20 protein-coding genes are annotated in these 18042 nt (G+C 46.8%); 18 read left to right on the top strand and 2 right to left on the bottom strand.

The genetic code is table 11. The annotated features are described in order from the left end of the window. Positions 1-2 precede the first annotated feature (2 nt). From L0991_20175 to dsbD, 17 genes are all read left to right on the top strand, one after another. Positions 3-185 (top strand): Flp family type IVb pilin, encoded by a 183-nt coding sequence (locus L0991_20175; protein XGB64347.1) that lies wholly within the window; start codon positions 3-5, stop codon positions 183-185. A gap of 30 nt (positions 186-215) precedes the next feature. Beyond that, a complete protein-coding gene (gene cpaB, locus L0991_20170; protein ID XGB64346.1) occupies positions 216-1097 on the top strand; it encodes a Flp pilus assembly protein CpaB in 882 nt (293 codons plus the stop codon). Continuing rightward, the gene (locus L0991_20165) at positions 1090-2484 is read left to right on the top strand and encodes a type II and III secretion system protein family protein (protein ID XGB64345.1); all 1395 of its coding nucleotides are present in this window, start codon (positions 1090-1092) and stop codon (positions 2482-2484) included. Before cpaB ends, L0991_20165 begins: the two co-directional genes overlap by 8 nt. A gap of 7 nt (positions 2485-2491) precedes the next feature. After that, the gene (locus L0991_20160; GenBank protein ID XGB64344.1) at positions 2492-3115 is read left to right on the top strand and encodes a CpaD family pilus assembly protein; all 624 of its coding nucleotides are present in this window, start codon (positions 2492-2494) and stop codon (positions 3113-3115) included. Next, positions 3112-4272 carry a P-loop NTPase gene (locus L0991_20155; GenBank protein ID XGB64343.1) on the top strand — a complete coding sequence of 387 codons (1161 nt, stop codon included), beginning with the start codon at positions 3112-3114 and terminating at the stop codon, positions 4270-4272. The genes L0991_20160 and L0991_20155 overlap by 4 nt, the downstream gene beginning before the upstream one ends. Then, on the top strand, positions 4272-5618 hold the full coding sequence (locus tag L0991_20150; protein XGB64342.1) for a CpaF family protein: 1347 nt from the start codon (positions 4272-4274) through the stop codon (positions 5616-5618). The genes L0991_20155 and L0991_20150 overlap by 1 nt, the downstream gene beginning before the upstream one ends. Then, complete coding sequence (locus L0991_20145; GenBank protein XGB64341.1) at positions 5615-6529, top strand: type II secretion system F family protein; 915 nt, start codon at positions 5615-5617, stop codon at positions 6527-6529. The genes L0991_20150 and L0991_20145 overlap by 4 nt, the downstream gene beginning before the upstream one ends. Further along, on the top strand, positions 6526-7377 hold the full coding sequence (locus tag L0991_20140; protein XGB64340.1) for a type II secretion system F family protein: 852 nt from the start codon (positions 6526-6528) through the stop codon (positions 7375-7377). The genes L0991_20145 and L0991_20140 overlap by 4 nt, the downstream gene beginning before the upstream one ends. Further along, the gene (locus L0991_20135) at positions 7374-8114 is read left to right on the top strand and encodes a tetratricopeptide repeat protein (GenBank protein ID XGB64339.1); all 741 of its coding nucleotides are present in this window, start codon (positions 7374-7376) and stop codon (positions 8112-8114) included. Before L0991_20140 ends, L0991_20135 begins: the two co-directional genes overlap by 4 nt. After that, a complete protein-coding gene (locus tag L0991_20130) occupies positions 8114-8557 on the top strand; it encodes a pilus assembly protein (GenBank protein XGB64338.1) in 444 nt (147 codons plus the stop codon). The genes L0991_20135 and L0991_20130 overlap by 1 nt, the downstream gene beginning before the upstream one ends. After that, a complete protein-coding gene (locus L0991_20125) occupies positions 8547-9107 on the top strand; it encodes a hypothetical protein (GenBank protein XGB64337.1) in 561 nt (186 codons plus the stop codon). The genes L0991_20130 and L0991_20125 overlap by 11 nt, the downstream gene beginning before the upstream one ends. Beyond that, complete coding sequence (locus L0991_20120) at positions 9100-10305, top strand: VWA domain-containing protein (GenBank protein ID XGB64336.1); 1206 nt, start codon at positions 9100-9102, stop codon at positions 10303-10305. Before L0991_20125 ends, L0991_20120 begins: the two co-directional genes overlap by 8 nt. A gap of 71 nt (positions 10306-10376) precedes the next feature. Beyond that, complete coding sequence (locus tag L0991_20115; protein ID XGB64335.1) at positions 10377-10841, top strand: TlpA family protein disulfide reductase; 465 nt, start codon at positions 10377-10379, stop codon at positions 10839-10841. After that, positions 10841-11341, top strand: a complete 501-nt coding sequence (locus L0991_20110) for a DUF4266 domain-containing protein (protein ID XGB65422.1) — start codon at positions 10841-10843, stop codon at positions 11339-11341. Before L0991_20115 ends, L0991_20110 begins: the two co-directional genes overlap by 1 nt. Before the next feature lie 89 nt (positions 11342-11430). Beyond that, entirely contained in the window at positions 11431-12657 is a 1227-nt protein-coding gene (locus L0991_20105) for a DUF3570 domain-containing protein (protein XGB64334.1), read from the top strand. Then, complete coding sequence (locus L0991_20100; GenBank protein ID XGB64333.1) at positions 12647-13624, top strand: FAD:protein FMN transferase; 978 nt, start codon at positions 12647-12649, stop codon at positions 13622-13624. The genes L0991_20105 and L0991_20100 overlap by 11 nt, the downstream gene beginning before the upstream one ends. After that, complete coding sequence (gene dsbD / locus L0991_20095) at positions 13621-15417, top strand: protein-disulfide reductase DsbD (protein XGB64332.1); 1797 nt, start codon at positions 13621-13623, stop codon at positions 15415-15417. Before L0991_20100 ends, dsbD begins: the two co-directional genes overlap by 4 nt. A 72-nt stretch (positions 15418-15489) precedes the next feature. On the opposite strand, the gene L0991_20090 is transcribed toward dsbD, so the two are convergent. Together L0991_20090 and L0991_20085 are read right to left on the bottom strand one after the other, a co-directional pair. Next, the gene (locus tag L0991_20090) at positions 15490-16608 is read right to left on the bottom strand and encodes a phosphotransferase (GenBank protein XGB64331.1); all 1119 of its coding nucleotides are present in this window, start codon (positions 16606-16608) and stop codon (positions 15490-15492) included. A gap of 11 nt (positions 16609-16619) precedes the next feature. Then, positions 16620-16904 (bottom strand): N-acetyltransferase, encoded by a 285-nt coding sequence (locus L0991_20085; GenBank protein ID XGB64330.1) that lies wholly within the window; start codon positions 16902-16904, stop codon positions 16620-16622. Between the two features lie 272 nt (positions 16905-17176). On the opposite strand from L0991_20085, the gene L0991_20080 reads away from it, so the two are divergent. Continuing rightward, positions 17177-17923 (top strand): flagellar brake protein, encoded by a 747-nt coding sequence (locus L0991_20080; protein XGB64329.1) that lies wholly within the window; start codon positions 17177-17179, stop codon positions 17921-17923. The last annotated feature ends 119 nt before the right edge of the window (positions 17924-18042 follow it).

Below are 18042 nucleotides of genomic sequence, written 5' to 3'. Positions count from 1 at the left end.
AAATGTTGAACAAGAAAAAGCAACGCGGTGCAGCCGCAATCGAATACGCCATTCTCGCAGCAGCAATGGCAGTCGTACTACTCAATTTTGTTGGCGGTGAGAACGGTGAGCTAACCACAGCTATCAGTGACGCCTACGGTACTGTAGTCGAACAACTAAAAAACGCACAACAAGCCTCAGAGTAAGCCCGTTTATTGCAAATTAAAGGAATAGTTATGACTGCCAAGCGACTCATGTTGCTGTCGTTATTTTGCTCGGTGCTCGGAATATCCGTTTTGCTGTTGAGCCAAACCAATAGCGAGTCTGCGACCACCTCTTCTAAACAAGCCGTTAAGCAAACGGTCAAAGTGCTGGTTCCAACTCGCACGATAGAGATAGGTCAAGCCTACACACCAAACTCGTTCCGATGGAAAGAAGTTCCACAACAAGAGTTGGAGAACTACATCGACCATGTGACACCGGAAGATATTTCTGCTGCTCACTCTATGTCGGGGCTTGCGCGTACCAAGCTTGTCAAAGACTCGATATTGTCTAAAGCGGATATTACCGAGCCAGAAGGCGGCTACTCGCTTTCATTAAAGCTGCAACCAGGTTATCGCGCTATCTCAGTGCCTGTTGATCAGGTGACATCAAATTCGGGTTTTATTGAACCGGGCGACCACGTAGATATTCTCCTGCTCGGTTCACAAGATGGTGAGCTGCTTCGTTATGGCAATTCGTCGCAGGGTTTGTATGTCACAACGATCGCTCATGATGTGAGAGTCTTGGCATTTAATGACAAACAAACGGCTGAGTCTTATCAAAAGGCCCGCGAATCTAATCATTATGAAAATGGTATCCCTGACGACAGCAGTGTCTCTTTAGAGGTAACCCCTGAGCAAGCAAACCAAGTTGTTTTGGCTAAGCAATTAGGCAAGTTAACACTTGTCTTACGCGGGCAAAACGAAGACCCAAGTCAAACTCAGCACGCAAATTCAGCGACGCTGAAAGCCATCTCGCCAGACACAACTCAGGTACTGCCTGACGTCGGTTTGGTGGAATTTAGAGCCGACAACAAAACGATCAACAATAAAACCGGAGCTGATAACAATGGCTAGTACCTGTCGTTGGTGGGGGATTCTCCTACTATCAAGCCTGTGCCTCTCTTTTGCGTCAGCAGCATCTGCGCTTGATGTAACAATCAATGAGGCAAAAATGATTCGCTTACCAGAAAAAGCGAAGTCGATTTTCATCTCTAGCACCCACATTGCGGATTACCAGACATTAACCAACACCAAGGTGATGGTATTTGGTAAGCGAGCTGGCAGTGCCACTATCACTGTTTTGAACGAGCAAGAACGCGTCATCTATACCAATAAGATTCGCGTGACTCACAACAGCCGCGAATTCAATGAATTGGTCAAAAGCAAGTTCCCAGAAGCGTCCGTAAATGCGGAATCTCTGGGTGGAAAACTATGGCTCAAAGGGCAAGTGCCTTCACCTATGATGGCGCATAATATCGTGTCCTTGGCGAAAGGTTACTTGTCTCCTATTGTTGACCAAACCCAGCAACAAGAAAGCTCAAACACTCAAAACGGTGCAGGTAGTAGCAATACGACGACGAAAGATCAGCCAATGCAATCCAATGAAGATGAGCTGATCAATCAATTGGTTGTCACCATGCCAAACCAGGTCAACATTCGAGTGAAAATCGCTGAAGTATCGAGAAATGTTTCGAACAAATTGGGGATCAAGTGGGGCTCTATCGCAGGTGGTGTTGGACAGTTTTCATTCTCAAAGCTGCCGAACGTCAGCAGCTGGGGCAAACCAAGCATTACCGCACTGATTGATGCACTAGCGACAAACGGCATGATGTCTGTACTGGCTGAGCCTAACTTGACGGCGATGTCCGGCGAAGATGCTGAGTTTCTGGTGGGTGGTCAGGTTCCATTGCCTTTGATCACTGCTGATACCACTCAAATCGAGTACAAAGACTTCGGTGTAAAACTGAACTTCACTCCAACAGTGCTCAGCCAAAATCGCATCAGTTTAAAGGTGAACCCAGAGGTCAGTAACGTCTCCATCGAAAGCCAGCAAGTGATACACGGGACTAACTTCCCCTCTTTTACTACTCGTAGCGCTGCTACCACCATCGAATTAGCCAGTGGACAGAGCTTTGCCTTGGGCGGCTTATTGAAATCAGAAGACATTGAACAACTGCAAAAAGTGCCGCTTATCGGTGAAGTACCTGTACTAGGCAGTCTGTTCCGTTCAACTGAATTCACTCGTCGAGAAACAGAGTTGATCATCATTGTCACGGCTTACCTAGTGCAGCCAACTCGTTCAGATTCAATGCAGCTACCAACCGACGGTCTCATTCCACTGAGTGATGTAGAACGTCTTCTAGCATGGCCAAGAATTCAGCGTAAAAGAACACACGACCAAGACACATACACCGACAACCACAAGCCTCGCTTGCTGGGTGACAACGGGTTCTATTACTGAGGACACCATGAATAAATTATCCTTATTGCTCCCTGCCCTATTTGTGTTGGCGGGATGCGCACCTACGCCAACCACTCAACAACCATCAGTCGATGTGGTGTCTGTGACTAACAAGTTCTCTCTGACACTTGCCGGGAAAACGCTGTCGGCTCAGGAAAAGGCCGATATTTCTGACTTTATCGCTCGTCGAGGCAGCGCGAGTAGCTTGATGGTCAAAATAGAAAAAACAACTCCCAAAGGTGAAAAGCAGCTCGAGAAAGTAAGACTTCACCTTATCGAATCAGGTCTCTACCCCTCACAAATTTGGGTAGCAGACGAAGCAACAGTAGGTAAAGGCGACATCACTATTTTAGTCGAGTCTTACCGCGCCAAAGTCACAGCCTGTGACGCGGGTAAAACGCCAAGAACGACGCTCAACGCCTACCGTACTCAGCGCAATTTTGGGTGTGCAAATGCCAATGCGCTTGCACAAATGGTAGCCAACCCTAAAGACCTGATCGTCGGTCAACCGATTAATGGTGCTCAAGGGCAGAAAGCTGTCTCTAGTATCGATAACTACTTTGCTCCACCAGCCCAAAACCAACAGCCAAATAATGGTTCTTCGACGACCACGCAAGGAGGTACGCTATGAATCAAGTACACCAGTTAACGGTACTGATCGCAGCGTCTGAGCAACTCGATGCCCTAGCGCTTACGCATACACTGAATGACTTTGGTATCCACAACATCACTGTCTCTTCAAATCAAGAAGACGACGTAGTGCGACACGTTCTGAAGCATGGCATCAAGACAATATTTCTCGATGTGTTGAATTGTGAACTGGCTGAATCAAAACAAGCCGTGCAGCGCTTGATTAAGCGTACAGGCTGTCAAATTATCGCTATCGGCCATTCAGGTGAAATTTTCATCTACCGTGGCATGCTGGCATCAGGCGCGAGTGACTATCTAGTACCTCCTGTGACTCCGCAAGATCTGGAACACGTTTCTTTCGCGGCTTTACAGAACAACAGCGAAAAACGACATGAAAAAGTCATCTCGGTTGTCAGTGCAAAAGGTGGTTCAGGCAGCAGCACCATTACTGCAACCCTTGCACAGCAACTTTCGGAGCTCGACAAGAAAGTGGCTTGTCTAGACCTAGATTTTTCAATGGGCGACTTGGATCTACTACTCAATGTTGAGGGAAACTCAGCATTGATCGAGCTTTTACAATACCCAGAGAGACTCGACCCGTTAGTTTTCGAGCGTAGTGGGATCAGTGTATCTGCAAAGCACACCCTCTTTACTGGCTATCTACCTTTAGATGCCACACCATTTTGGCCACAAAAGAGCGCTTTAGACCAATTTACCAAGTTTTGCCTACAAAACTCAGACTACCTATTAGTGGATATCCCGACTTACTCTTTGCGTGATCAAGTTGGCTTTGACGTACTGAAAAGTGCCGATATCCGAGTGATTGTCGTAGAGCCAACACTGGGCTCTATCCGCAATGCCGGTCAAATAATCAAACGACTTCAGAATCAAGTCGACTCCCAAACGCTCGTTGTACTTAATCATACCAAGTCCGATTCAGGCTCAATGATTTCAGTTAACGATGTGAAAAAGTCGTTAGGTGTCCCGGTAGACGTAGTCATTCCATTCTCCCCGAACCACTTTTTGAGCAAGTCATCACTTGGTCAACCTGCCCACAAAGGTAACAGGAAAGTGAAAGTGGCGTTCAACTCTTTAGTTGAATTAATCACAGGTGAATCGCAGCAAAGCAGCCGCCGTTTTTGGAAGCGAGGTGCATAATGTTTGGTCAAAAAGCAAACACGGTTGATCCGATTGAAGTCAACCAAGCTCGGTTGCATGAAACGTTAAGATCCGCTCCTTCGTTACGTGATCATTATCATGTGATTCATGAAGAGATCATCAAGGCAATCGATCCATCAGCGGTTGTGAGTTTAAGTGCGTCCGATCTTGAAGCTCGAATTTCAGAAATGGTATCGGAAATTGTGGTCTCTAAGCAGCTACCACTCGGTCATCAGGATGTGACTCATTCTGTAGAACAGCTCTTAAATGAATTTCTAGGGTTGGGACCACTACAACCACTGATTGAAGACCAAACGGTCACTGACATCATGGTCAATGGTTACCGTGAAGTTTACGTCGAGCGTTCAGGCAAACTGCAAAAAACAACGGTCCAATTTCGTAATGAAGAGCAGCTTCTCAACTTAGCGCGACGTATCGTGAGCAAAGTAGGTCGACGAATCGATGAATCGAATCCATTAGTCGATGCAAGGCTAGACGACGGCAGCCGTGTCAATGTCATGATCCCGCCGCTCGCGCTTGATGGAACCTACATATCTATCCGTAAGTTCAATGAAAAGAAGCTGACACTGAGCCAATTGGCACAGTTTGGTGCGATGTCGAATTCGATGATTAAGCTTATTGATATTATCGTTCGCTCTCGCCTCAACGTTCTTGTCGCGGGTGGTACCGGTGCAGGTAAAACCACCCTGCTTAACGCGATGTCTTTCAGCATCTCGCCTCAAGAACGCATCATCACCATTGAAGACACAGCAGAACTGCGCCTGCAACAACCCCATGTGGTGCGTGCAGAAACTCGCCCAGCCAATGCAGAAGGTTTAACGCCGATTACTCAAAGAGAGTTAGTACGAAATGCCCTACGTATGCGACCAGATCGCATCATTTTAGGCGAAGTTCGTGGCGATGAAGCCTTTGAGATGATGCAAGCAATGAACACAGGCCACGAAGGCTCGCTGTGTACACTTCACGCCAATTCTGCAACAGATGCACTGGTGCGCATGGAGAACATGCTAATGATGAGCCAGGCAACGCTGCCTCTCTTTTCACTGCGTCGCCAAATCGCCGACACCATTGATGTGGTTATCCAAGTAGAACGAATGCGCGATGGCAAGCGACGCATTGTTTCAATAACCGAGGTACAAGGATTAGAGGGCGAGCAATACGTCACTCAAGAACTGTTCGCCTTTAAAACGCTATCGGAAGACCAGCAAGGTAACCTAATTGGTGAATATAAGAGTGCCAAGTGCGTGCCAAGCTTCAACGAAAAAGCGAAATATCACCAGCTAGACGCTCAACTAAGGGTGGCAATGGAGCTTGAAGCCGGATGATTGTTGTTCTTACTATTTCTGCGCTGCTGGTTACGGTTTGGCTAATAAAGCTCAACTCAAAACAAGCCATTGTTAATAAGCGCCTGTCATTAGTATCAAATGCTTACAAAGTAAGCCCTGCAGACGTTTCTATCAAAAAGTCGAGCCACCAGCGCGCCAACAAACTGCATGCCTTTTTCCTACGAATAAATGCCTTGCTGCCTGTTTGGGATAAGTATTTTATCGCCTCAATGGTTGTTGGCTTTCCAGTTGCTGGTTACCTGTTAGTACCGGAACTTCCAGTGCATCTTCGATTGCTTGCAGCACTGGGGCTGTGGCTCATATGTACGTGTGCCATTGTGTTTTATCGCAGAAAGAGACAAGTAGAAGAGTTTGAAAAAGACATCATCAACGTCCTTGGATTGATTTCTAGAGCGGTATCAGCAGGGCTATCTATCCCACAAGCGATTGATCAAGTGGCACAGACGCAACCTGGCTTGCTAGGACGCGAGTTCTCTTACCTTCGCGACAATCTTGCGCTTGGCCTTAGTCTTCGTCAGAGTCTCGACGATGCGTGCATTCGCCTCCCTTACAGCAGCTTTCGTTATTTCTCTGTTGCACTGATCCTTAACCAGTCGAATGGTGGTCAACTGCGCGACATTCTTCATAGCTTAAGCCGAACCATGCATGACAACCGAGCGACGAGAAAAAAGGTGAAGAGCTTAACCTCAGAACCTCGTATCACAGCGTTATTTCTCTCTGTCTTACCCATAGGATTGCTAGGTGGCATCTATTTAATTGAGCCCTACATGATTAAGCAGCTGTTTAACACTGAACTGGGCCAACGAGTTCTGACCTATGCACTCATTAGCATCAGCATCGGCACCTTAATTTTGAATGCTCTGACTCGCAATAAGAGGTTCTCATCATGATGTATGTTGCCATGTTGCTGTTGGGATTAGCTGTTCTTCTCACGCTGATCGCACACCTATCTTCGTTCAAACGAGACGTTGTGGCTGAGCGACTGAATCGCGTATCAAGCTATTCCTCAAAGTATAAAAACACGTCGAGTAAGTGGCGTTTCCAAGGTGAGAAATCTCGACGTCAAAAGCTGGTTCTGATTGGCTGGCTTAACCCAAATGCAGAGATGTACTTTTTAGGGCTTAGATTAATCACCATGACCGTAGGTGCTGTTACTTGGTATGCCACTCGCATTCCAGTGCTAACGATGAATTCGGCGGCAGAGTGTATCGCTATCGGCATTGTTGTCGGCATCCTGTTCGATCGCATCCTTGAATGGCGTGTGAACCAAGTTCGAATGCAGATCAGCCGAGTAATACCCGATGCCGTCGACCTAATGGTAGTGTGTGTTGCATCTGGCCTAACACTCGAAGCGGTATTTCGCTGCGTTGGTGAAGAGATGCGTTCGATCTCCCCTGCCTTGTCACGAGAATGGCTGTTAACCGCAACAGAAATCTCTGTTCTCGATTCTCCACAAACGGCACTCAACAACCTAGACAAACGTGTACAACTGTCTGACATCAACAACGTTGTCACTACCATGAACCAAGCATTGCAATACGGTACGCCTATGGCTGATGCCCTCAAACTGATCGCTTCGGATAGCCGTCAATACCACTTTTTAGAGCTGGAAGAGTGGGTGGGAAAAATACCAGCCAAGATGTCATTCCCTTTGGTGGTTTTCATCATGCTACCTGTGGTGGGCATCATCGTCGTGCCAATCATGTTATCTCTTACACAAACTCTGGGGGGCTTATGAGAACCATCCCGTTATTCTTTTTGTCGCTGATATTGTTCGGCTGTCAATCAACCAACCATGTTGAAAAAGATACCGCCGAAAACATGAAGGTGGCAGAAGTTGCGTTAATGAATGGTAAGCCAGAGAGCGCCATGGATCTCTATCGCAAAATGTTGGTAGCGAACCCTAATGACCCGCAGTTACTGCTGTTGATGGGCTCCGCAGCTAATCAAGCCAGTCGTTATGACGAAGCACTGCATTACTTAAAGCGTGGTATCGAGCTTAATCAATCCAATGCGATTTACCGTGAGTTAGGCCGTTCATGGTTAGCTTTAGGAGAGCTTGAACAAGCGACTTCAGCTCTTGAAGAGTCTGTTCGACTGGATGCTTCCGATGACGTTGCTCAAAATAGCTTAGGAGTCAGTTACTCGCTCAATAAGCAGTATTCCAAAGCCAGAGAGTGTTACTCAAATGCGCTTAGCTTAATGCCTTCAAGCAACGAATACCGAAACAACCTCGCAATGGCTTGGGTACTCGATGGTAAACCAGATCAAGGGATTCGTATTCTGCACCCGATCTTTGTCAGAGGTGAAGCTAGCGTAAAGCTCCAGCTTAACCTTGCGTTGGCTTACGCACTTTCTGGTGACAGCGAGTCTGCAAAAGCAATCGCTCGTGAACACTTATCGCAACCGGAGTACGCTAACAATAGCTTGTATTACCAAGCCCTAGCCGCTCACGCTGATCGAGGAGAACAATAATGCTCTCTCGTCAGAAAGGTGCGAATAGCGTTGAGTTTCTAATGATCACCCTACCGTTTCTATTGCTGATACTTGGGTTCTTTGAGATCTGCCGCTTGCTGCTAGTCAACATCATCTTCGATGTCGCCGTTCATGCAGGTGCTCGAGAAGTCAAAACTCGACCATTTGGTCCCATATCAAACCAAGTTTTCATCGACACTATCGACAGTTTCCCACTGATCGAACGCAGCAAGATCAAGTTGTCTCAACCTTTGTACGTTGAAAACCTACCGGACTTAGTTAACAGAAAAGCGGCACCTATAAGCAAAGCAGTATTGGGGGAATACACGGTGTCTTACGGATTTTCATTCGCTCTACTGCCTAGCCTTTCAACTCGTTTTTTAGAACGTACCGGCCAAATGACAACCTTGGAAAGAAAGGTATTGGTGAGTTATGACGGTTAATCACACACACACCCAAAAACAGGCGGGATCAGCAGCCGTGGAATTCCCATTTGTCGTACTCGCGATGATGATCATTCTGTGGGGGTTCGTTGCTATCTACCGTTTATTCAGCCTACAGACTCAGTTAGACAATGTTACCTACAATCTAGTGAATGCGATTTCTTCAACTCAACTTAAACCTGAGCAAGGTAAGAATGGTTTACCCGAGACTCTAAAAGGTCCATTGATCGTACTCGCTGAAAGTTACCTGCCGAGTAGCATTGCCCGTAGCGATATTGGGCTTTTACTTGAAAGTCGTGTCTTTGATATTGCTACTTCAACGTGGGAATACAAACATCTGTATGCGGGAAGCGACTGCCAAAGTGATCGACCGATTGAACAGCTTACGGACATGCTCGTTGTGGGCAGCGGCGATCCTGCGTTGGATGGAAGACCGTCCACCCTGGTTCAGCTGACCTTATGCGTGGAGACACCATTTAGCTACGAACGACTCGCTCTTCCAAAAAGCTTAAAAAGCTCATCAGTAGTGGTAGGTAAGCACTATGGTTAACTCAATGTTTATCGGCCTGGCTCGTCAGCAGAAAGGTTCGATCACCCTTTCCTTCTTGGCACTGCTGACCCCTGCACTATTTATCGCCGTCGGCACTTTGATGATATCAGCGCAAGTGATGGTTTCTAATCGAGCAGCGCAAGCCGCCGACTCTGCCGCATTAGCTTGTGCTTTTGCTGATGAGGCGACTCTGAGAATGATGCGCGCATACCAAGATTACTATCACCCGACACTGAAAGGTGTAAGTGGATTAACACCGAAAAGCCAAGAGTGTCGAATTAGCCTAGGTTACTCCGTTACACCGTTATTGCCTCATTTCAGCTATAGACGCGATGACCAAAAGGTGACGGCAACAGGTGGAGGCTTTAAGGGGGTGGTTGAAAGCAAACACTCTGCGATTCCAACAGAGTTGGTACTAGTGCTCGACGTATCTGGCTCCATGGGCTCAAACATGTCGTCACTAAAATCTATTTTGTCCAACGCATTGAATACGATTCAATATCAGAGCGAAAACGCTAACGATTTAGATTCAGTGAGCATTTCGATCGTTCCTTTCGATTCTGGGGTGGCAACACATCGCCCGCCCTGGTTAGCCAAAGAAGCGACCGGAATCTACTGTATCGATGGGCTTAGCTATCGTAATGGTGATTTCTCTGCGGCGCTGACCGTGGATAACCTCGCGACGCTGCATTCAGAGCGACCTGTGAAGTTTACGCCGCCAAGTAAGTGGTTAAGCGACTGCAATCAAGAATCACCAATGTTGCCATTGACCAACGTCTTTTCCCGCGTCCAAAACTCGATAAACAGCCTCACAGCAAACGGTAATACTCGCTCTTATCAAGGTCTGATATGGGGAGTGAGGCAGCTGATCCCAAGTTGGCAACAAGCATGGGGAGTGAACGTGAGCACCACGCCCGAAACCAGAAGAAAGTTGGTGCTTTTTACCGATGGTAATGACGATGTGGACGCGTTCACCCAACTGGTAAACGCTGGGTTCTGCAATACGGCTATCAAGCAGTACGGCATTGAAATGAATTTCATCGGCTATGGCGTCAGCCCATCTCGAATTACTCAATTCGAGAACTGTGCTGGAAATCCTTTACGCGTATTCAGTGCCACCAATACGACACAACTTAACGAGTACTTCTCCGACATTTTGGCGGTTGAATACTCGGCAAGCATCCACCTCACTCGCTAATTCAAACAAAGCGTTTGATTAAAAACATCTGAATTTAAAACAGAAAAATTAAAAACAATATGGAGAAAAACATGTTTACACGAGCCCTAGCGTTATTGGCGCTGTGCCTTTCCTTGCCTGCAATGGCTTATCAAGAAGGTGACTCTTTATCGCAAGACGTTATCAAGAAACTGCAACTCAACAACGAGGAGCTCACCATCGTCGACTTCTTTGCTGAGTGGTGTGTTTCTTGCCGTGAAGAGCTTCCAGAAGTAAACCAACTCTACAAAGAGCTTAAAGGCACTGGCGTGACGTTCAAAGGCGTTGATGTCGATGAGGATGTTGAAGTTGGCCTTGAGTTTCAAAAACAACTCGGATTGGAATTCCCAGTAGTCAACGATCCAGAGCAAGCATTGATCGCTGAATTTAAGCCTATCGGTATGCCTGCGCTTTATTACATCTACCAAGGCAAGGTTATCAAGATTCGCTTTGGCGCAATCAACTACATTGGCGACGTCATTACTGATGACCTAGTGAAAATGGGAGTGCAGTTGTGATGTTGATGAAAGCCACCCTTGTTGGATTGCTCGCTATTCCAATGACCGCGAACGCAGCTCTTGAACTCGACCTTAGTGGTTTAGGAAAAAAGCCCGTCGAACAGCAAACCAGTAATAACAGCACTAATAGCGATGGTCCCATCGTAGAAGAAGAGATCATCTCCAGCACAGTTTACTCCAGTGGCGGCACGCACTCAAACCAAACCACCAAGAGTGCAACAAGACGCAACATCGACATGGTTACACCAAAGGCAAAGCAACTGGTTATCAAAGAGAAAGCACCAGAAGAGACTAACAAGCCTTCAGCGCTGGCGTTCGTCGATGAATTTCTTGATATTGAGCCGGTAAAACCTTGGGAAAAAGGAACGCTAGCTCAAAAAGAGATGAAACCGGGCGGTCCAGTACCGGAATTTGATGTGTTCTCAGAAAAAGTCTTCGCCTACAAACAAGGCTCTGTGGGTGGCAGCGGTGTTGGCGGCGGTGGCTGCGGCTGTAACTAACGAGTAAATCGACCCCAAAAACTCAATCGAAAAAAAACACTCAATCAATAAAAAAATATTCAGTACTTCAAAAACAAAATAAGAACAAAATGAAAAAACTACCAATTACGCTGCTAAGTGCAGCGGCAGTGGCTAATGTGGCATTAGCTGAAGATCATGTCTCTGTGCATTACCTTAACTATGAAGAGTATGACGACAGAGTTTCGGCTAAGGACACCATGGTTTCGATTGAAAAAAGTATCGGCTTAGATTGGACCCTAAACGCAGAAATAAGCTACGACAGTGTTTCAGGTGCATCTCCAGCATGGGGCCCTACAACGCCTCCTGCTTCGGATGCCGACAAAATAAATCGCGCCCTGAAAACTCAGCAAGCTCAAGACAAAACTAACGAGGTCATCCGTGCGGGTTACGATCCTCACCGAGACAATTATGAGGTCCAGAAAGTCGGCCTAGAAGACACAAGAAAAGCACTCAGCTTGAGTGCCACCTATCGTGACAGACTGCGCAATGAATGGACCTTTGGTGGCAATGTATCCCAAGAAGAAGATTACGAGAGCATTGGTATCAATGGTAAAGGTTTGATTTATGCCGATAGCACTAAAAACCGTTCGTACAGCTTGGGGGGCTCTGCTCTTTTCGACCAAACTCAGGCATTTGGCAAATACGTTATTGGCTCTTCTAATAGCCAGAGCTGGGAAGACATCTTCACGGGTAGCTTAGAAGCGGGGTTATCTCAAACCTTTACACCAAATCTGTACAGCATTTTTACCGCTTACGCAGGCTACCGTAGCGGTTACTTGAGCAACCACTATTTAACGGTTCTTCGCGAAGTCGACATTAACGACGATGGCAAAATCGATGATGACGAAGTGTTCTTGGGGCAAGACTCTAGACCAGATACCCGACTGTCTGGCGGCATCAACATCCAAACCTTCTACTCGCTGTCCGATAGCATCAAAATCCGGCCACGTTACAAATGGTTCATGGATGACTGGGGCGTGATGTCTCATCAAATAGGCGGCAAATTATCTTGGCGTGTCAGTGAGTGGCTAACCCTAGCACCCGGTTATTTCTGGTATACGCAAGATGCGGCAGATTTCTATCGCGACCCTAGCAGCGCTGACCCTTCTTTTGCTTCGACAGGTTACGCGACTTCTGACCTCCGCCTAGGTAACTTCACCGCGAATGCTTATGAGCTTGGCGCGAGTGTTAAGGTCCATAAAACCGTGCGTTTAAATGCGCTGGCGGCTTACTACGAACAGAGCAACGGGTTTGAAGCGCAGTGGTGGGCGGTTGGAGCAACATATGAATTCTAAGCTGCCCTTTGTCCATCGCTTCCATGCCATGACAGTACCATGTGAAGTGCAAATCTTATCGCTTGATTTGACCCACTTCCCAAAGGCGTGCGCAAAAAGCATCGCTGATGAGATAGAGCAGAACACACACCGCTTAGAAGACAAATATAACTTCTACAGCGATGATTCATGGCTAACGCGACATATAAATCAGCGTACAACCAGTGAAGTCGAACTCGATTCAGAGTCTGCGGAAGTTTTTGAGCATCTCGACCGATTAAGCCAACTGACATTCGACACGTTTGATACCACCGTTGGCAGTATCAAACATCTTTTACAGCAGAAGCCGAAGATGTCACATGGTCATGCCTTTCAAGCCCTCTCTTCCGCTCTGGGCAAGCAGGCTTGGGAGCTACAAGAGGCAATAGATCTAGAAGAAACAGTGGATCGAGAAGGAGCCGTCGATCTACAAAGTGAAGTCGACTTATCAAGGAGAAGGCTACACATCCCTGATCCACGCACTCGCTTCGATTTTGGTGGCGTCATCAAAGAGTACGCGGTCGACCAAGCGGTAAAGATAGGTAAGCGACTTGGTGCAACTTCAATGTTGGTGAATTTTGGCGGTGATATCTATGCATTGGGTACAAAGCCAGATGGTTCGCCATTCAATATTGCAGTTCTGGATCCAAGAGACAACAAGACACCTTTTTTTGCCGTTCCGATTACCGACGCGGCGCTGACCACATCAGCCCACAGTGAACGTCAGATGCAGTTCGGCGATAAAACCACGTCTCATATTTTGTCGAAACAAGACGTAGAAAAGAAAATTCTGTCTGTTACGGCAATAGCTTCCTCCACTTTGGAAGCGGGTGTACTTAGCACTTCCTTGACGCTCAACCCGAACATTTCAGTACCAGAAGAGAGCGCCGTTATTTACATCGACGATCAATTACACATTCACCAAAGCACGGAGTTTTTGCATTCATGAAAAACTACCTACTCACGTTAATTCTATTGTTTAGCAGCTTTTTACATGCTCAAGACAGTGAGTTTCTTCCGGTTGAAGAAGCCTTCCCTGTTACATGGGAAGCCACAGGCCAAGGCGCAGTTATCCGCTTTGATACACACCCGGGGTACTATCTTTATCAATCTCGCTTCTCGTTTAAAGAAGAGTCTTCATTATCGACATTAGATCCTCAATACTCTCTGCCAGGTGAAGAAAAACAAGACCCTAACTTTGGCAATGTAGTGGTATTTCACGATCCACTTATTGTTACCGTGCCTTACACCGGAAGTGGCAAGCTCACCGTCCGCTATCAGGGCTGTGCAGACAAAGGGCTTTGTTACCTGCCACAAAAGCTAGTGCTGGATTTACCTACGCTCGAGGCGTTGGCAGAAGTCACTACTGAGAAGCCATCAAATTCTCTGGTTCAAATGCTAGGTGAGATCAGTGACGATACCAATGGCTTGTCGTCGTTTCTCTCTCAAGCAGGCAAATTACAGGCACTACTTGTGTTCTTCTTGCTTGGCTTAGGCCTGTCTCTAACGCCGTGTGTGCTGCCTATGATTCCTATCTTAGCCAGCATCATAGGTGGTGAAAAAGCGATGACAGGCAAGAAAGGTGCAGCGCTTTCTAGCTCGTACGTTCTGGGTATGGCGACCAGTTATGCCATGACAGGGATTTTGGTCACCACATTAGCAAAAGGCATCAATTTACAAGCAGCCATGCAACAACCTTGGCTGCTCAGCATTTTTGCCGCCGTGTTCATTTTACTGGCGTTAGCCATGTTCGGTTTCTATGAACTTCAGCTCCCAGCTGCACTGCAGCAGAAACTCAACAGTGGTTCAGACAAATTGGGCGGCGGTAAAATTGCTAGCGTATTTGCGATGGGCGCGATATCTGCCCTAGTGGTTTCGCCTTGTGTGAGTGCGCCACTAGCCGGTGCATTACTTTATGTATCTACCACTCAAGACTGGATGTTTGGCGGTGCAACCCTGTTTGTCATGGCTCTAGGCATGGGTGTTCCGCTTATCGCGATCGGTGCTAGCGGCGGACGCTTACTGTTAAGAAGTGGCGCGTGGATGGTATCGGTTAAGCAAGTCTTCGGTGTACTGCTGCTCGCGGTGGCTATCGTCTTATTAAGCCGCTTCGTTGACCCATCAATCATTATGATCTTGTGGGCACTCCTTGCTATTGGTACGGGTGTTCACTTCGGCGCGCTAGAAGCGGCACAACCAGGCTGGGCTCGTACTCGTAAGTTTTCTGCGCTGTTGCCACTGAGCTATGGCTTGATTCTGTTTGTAGGTTTTTTCTTAGGAAATTCCGATCCTCTCAACCCGCTTGCGAATCGAGAGTCCGCACAACCTATGGCCATCACGTCTTTTGAGAAAACCGGTTCAGTCACTTACTTAGAGCAGCAATTACAAGCTGCAGCCAATGCTGAGCAAAAGGTGCTAGTCGACCTTTATGCAGACTGGTGTGTCTCTTGTAAGGTAATTGAGACCAACGTATTCAATGATCAAGAAATCAGCCAAAAACTCAAAGAGTGGCAGACCATCAAGCTAGATGTGACAGAAAGCTCGCCAGAACAAATGGCATGGCTTAACAATAAGAATGTGTTTGGCCCACCAGCCATTTTCTTTTACTCACCCGCTAGCGGTGAGTTAGAACCCGCACGAGTCATGGGAGATATCGACAAAGCAGGCTTTAACAGTAAGCTCAAACTTGCTAATCAGCTTGTAGCAGCCCGTACAGCGGAACCCAGCAGCCTGACAAACTAGAGAGTCGCTCAATAACCCCAAACGCCCAATCAGTGATTGGGCGTTTTTGTTTGGTCTGCTGAGTGAAGAAGCTTACTTAGACATTTCCAACCGCTGAACCACCGCTTGAGTCAGCTGCTCAGTATAAGGATTAATCTTCCAGTGCTCCGGACTCCAACCTTTTACGAAACGTTGGAAATCAGCCCACGCAACGTAAAACAGTGGTCGCCATGCGAGTTCGACGTCTTCAAATGAGAGCTGTGGTTGATAGTGTGCAAGTGCATCTTTCAAGTGCTGGAAATAAGTATCTAACACTTCATTTTCATACTCTTGGCAATCTCGAGGCCTAATCGCACTGCTCATGAACAAGGCAACGTCTTTCATTGCACACCCATGGCCAACGTATTGAAAATCGACTGCAGCCGCGTTTTCACTTTCTGGATCAAAGCAAAAGTTTGCGAGCTTAGCGTCGCCATGCACTAAGGTAGGATACGGGCACTCTTTCAATAAACGATCTATGCGCTGCGCTTGTTGTTTCAAAGGTAAATCCGCCAAGGCGCTTAGCTCATCAGGACGCGTGTCTAAATGCCAATAAGTACCGACTGGCCACAAGGATACCGACTGCTCTTGATTGATATTAATGTGCTTTGCGTGAAAGTTAGCCAGCCATTTTAAGCAAGCATTACACTGTTTAACCTCAACAGGCGTGTAAGCATGATGCTGCTCGCCTGAAGCTGGTTCATCAAAAGCGGCCAGTACATCAAACTGAGAGGTTAAAGGGAAACCGCTATCGGCTAAGTCTTGCATCACGATAAGCCATTCGTTGTCTGCTAATTCACATTGCAACCCCACAGGCACGGGGCAGCGCTCATCCCATTGTTGAGTGAAGGATTGATACCACGCCGTCTCTACTTGATAGGAATGCACTTTACGCTGATGAGACAGCTTAGTGTTCCATCCTTTCGGGTGTTCAGTTTTATCGGGCAACGCGACATGTTTAACGATAACGCTGTTGAACCCAGCATCACTACTATTTGTAAAGACTAAGCGCACTAACTCGCCATAGCCGCCCCACAAGCGTTGAATCACGTGAATATCGAACCCTTTGTGACAACCTAGTGACGTGGCTATTTTTTGATAAAGCTCAGGAAGTTGCTGGCTGGGATTAACATCGGATTCGATAGAGTGTTTTGGAAATATTGATTGAGACATATAACTCGTTGCTACGCCTTGTCAGCTAAAAGGTGTGACCATTGTGGCTGTCTATTCATGTAGTGAACAACATAACTGCATACCGGGATAATGGTGTAACCCGCTCGCTCAATTTCAGGGAGTACCGACTCCATCATCACCTTACCAAAGCCCTTACCTTGCAGTTCATCAGGGATTCGAGTGGAGGTGATATGCAGTACCTCGCCATCCTTTTTATACTTAACAACCGCAAATTGATCTGGTTCCAATTCAACCGTGATCTGGTTCGCATCTTGACCCCATCTAACTGCCTGCATTCTCAACTCCTGCAAATAATGGATACGACAAACAATTAAAGTTTGAAGTATGAATTCCTTGTAATAGACTAACGCAAGTGCATATAAATAAAACTAAGTACTTACAAACAAAGAAAATATTATTATAGCGTGTGGTTATAAATAAAATTCAAACCAATAAGAAGCACTCTATAAATTGCGTTAGTACGCCTACTAAATCTAGCACGTAATAACCCCTTGTTAGCAAGTTATCAATATCTAACAGACGCATGTTGGCACATGGAGAACCTATAATGAACGCACCACTGAAGAAGCCTTTGGAGCATAATCAGGCACTGCAAGATCCTCGAAATCGAACCGTCACCACCATTAATAGTACCGATGCGCTGGCTATGATTGAGCATGGCAGTGAGCTGACGTTAAATGTCTCGACACCTGTTGGTACCAAGTTTCTCGCTACCACCAAATTTATCGGCACTCACAGTGATAACTGTATCCTGATTGAGGTACCGGAGATCTCCAGTGATGACCTACGCTTTTTCTTTCAAGAAGGTTTTTGGATGACGGCTCGTGCCTACTCTTTGCGAGGCGAAGGTGCTCTGATCCACTTTAGGTCTCAGATTCACCACACCGTTGGCGAACCCTTTCCTATCATCGTGCTTTCCACGCCAAGTACCATGCAAGTGACGCAACTGCGTAAAGAAACGCGCTATGAAGTAAACCTAAGCTCTCGAGTGATCTTTGATGATCAACGCATGAACTGCGAGATTCGAGACCTCTCAAAGAGTGGTTGTCGCTTTGTTACATCACCAACCTCTCGTCCAATTCAGGTTGCCGACCGAGTCTCTATCGAAATTACGCCTGAGAACTACAATGGTCCGCTGATTCCGCCACTTCGAGGGATTGTGTGTAATCTGCAAAGATCAACGCACTACGCGCGTTATGGTGTCGAGTTTGATGATATCGGTAAAGCCAATGCCAAGAACCTGCTCAGTAAGCTGAAGTTCGACGGCACCAAACTTCGTTTGCGTAATGCTTAAACGCTCTCGATAGAAACGAAGCAAAAGGCCCCAAATAAAAAACAGCCATCGATAATGTCGATGGCTGTTTTGTTTCAAAACGATAATAGGTTTAGAGCTTTTTCCTGCTCTCACCTACC

This window comes from Vibrio chagasii (genome assembly GCA_041879415.1).
Lineage (GTDB): Bacteria > Pseudomonadota > Gammaproteobacteria > Enterobacterales > Vibrionaceae > Vibrio.
Note: the sequence above shows the minus strand (reverse complement) of the source record. Positions and strands in the feature narration are given on the sequence as shown.

Bases quoted from the DNA above. Each gene is read 5' to 3' on its own strand.
- L0991_20175 (XGB64347.1), top strand. From the start codon at position 3: ATGTTGAACAAGAAAAAGCAACGCGGTGCAGCCGCAATCGAATACGCC.
- cpaB (XGB64346.1), top strand. From the start codon at position 216: ATGACTGCCAAGCGACTCATGTTGCTGTCGTTATTTTGCTCGGTGCTC.
- L0991_20165 (XGB64345.1), top strand. From the start codon at position 1,090: ATGGCTAGTACCTGTCGTTGGTGGGGGATTCTCCTACTATCAAGCCTG.
- L0991_20160 (XGB64344.1), top strand. From the start codon at position 2,492: ATGAATAAATTATCCTTATTGCTCCCTGCCCTATTTGTGTTGGCGGGA.
- L0991_20155 (XGB64343.1), top strand. From the start codon at position 3,112: ATGAATCAAGTACACCAGTTAACGGTACTGATCGCAGCGTCTGAGCAA.
- L0991_20150 (XGB64342.1), top strand. From the start codon at position 4,272: ATGTTTGGTCAAAAAGCAAACACGGTTGATCCGATTGAAGTCAACCAA.
- L0991_20145 (XGB64341.1), top strand. From the start codon at position 5,615: ATGATTGTTGTTCTTACTATTTCTGCGCTGCTGGTTACGGTTTGGCTA.
- L0991_20140 (XGB64340.1), top strand. From the start codon at position 6,526: ATGATGTATGTTGCCATGTTGCTGTTGGGATTAGCTGTTCTTCTCACG.
- L0991_20135 (XGB64339.1), top strand. From the start codon at position 7,374: ATGAGAACCATCCCGTTATTCTTTTTGTCGCTGATATTGTTCGGCTGT.
- L0991_20130 (XGB64338.1), top strand. From the start codon at position 8,114: ATGCTCTCTCGTCAGAAAGGTGCGAATAGCGTTGAGTTTCTAATGATC.
- L0991_20125 (XGB64337.1), top strand. From the start codon at position 8,547: ATGACGGTTAATCACACACACACCCAAAAACAGGCGGGATCAGCAGCC.
- L0991_20120 (XGB64336.1), top strand. From the start codon at position 9,100: ATGGTTAACTCAATGTTTATCGGCCTGGCTCGTCAGCAGAAAGGTTCG.
- L0991_20115 (XGB64335.1), top strand. From the start codon at position 10,377: ATGTTTACACGAGCCCTAGCGTTATTGGCGCTGTGCCTTTCCTTGCCT.
- L0991_20110 (XGB65422.1), top strand. From the start codon at position 10,841: ATGTTGATGAAAGCCACCCTTGTTGGATTGCTCGCTATTCCAATGACC.
- L0991_20105 (XGB64334.1), top strand. From the start codon at position 11,431: ATGAAAAAACTACCAATTACGCTGCTAAGTGCAGCGGCAGTGGCTAAT.
- L0991_20100 (XGB64333.1), top strand. From the start codon at position 12,647: ATGAATTCTAAGCTGCCCTTTGTCCATCGCTTCCATGCCATGACAGTA.
- dsbD (XGB64332.1), top strand. From the start codon at position 13,621: ATGAAAAACTACCTACTCACGTTAATTCTATTGTTTAGCAGCTTTTTA.
- L0991_20090 (XGB64331.1), bottom strand. From the start codon at position 16,608: ATGTCTCAATCAATATTTCCAAAACACTCTATCGAATCCGATGTTAAT.
- L0991_20085 (XGB64330.1), bottom strand. From the start codon at position 16,904: ATGCAGGCAGTTAGATGGGGTCAAGATGCGAACCAGATCACGGTTGAA.
- L0991_20080 (XGB64329.1), top strand. From the start codon at position 17,177: ATGAACGCACCACTGAAGAAGCCTTTGGAGCATAATCAGGCACTGCAA.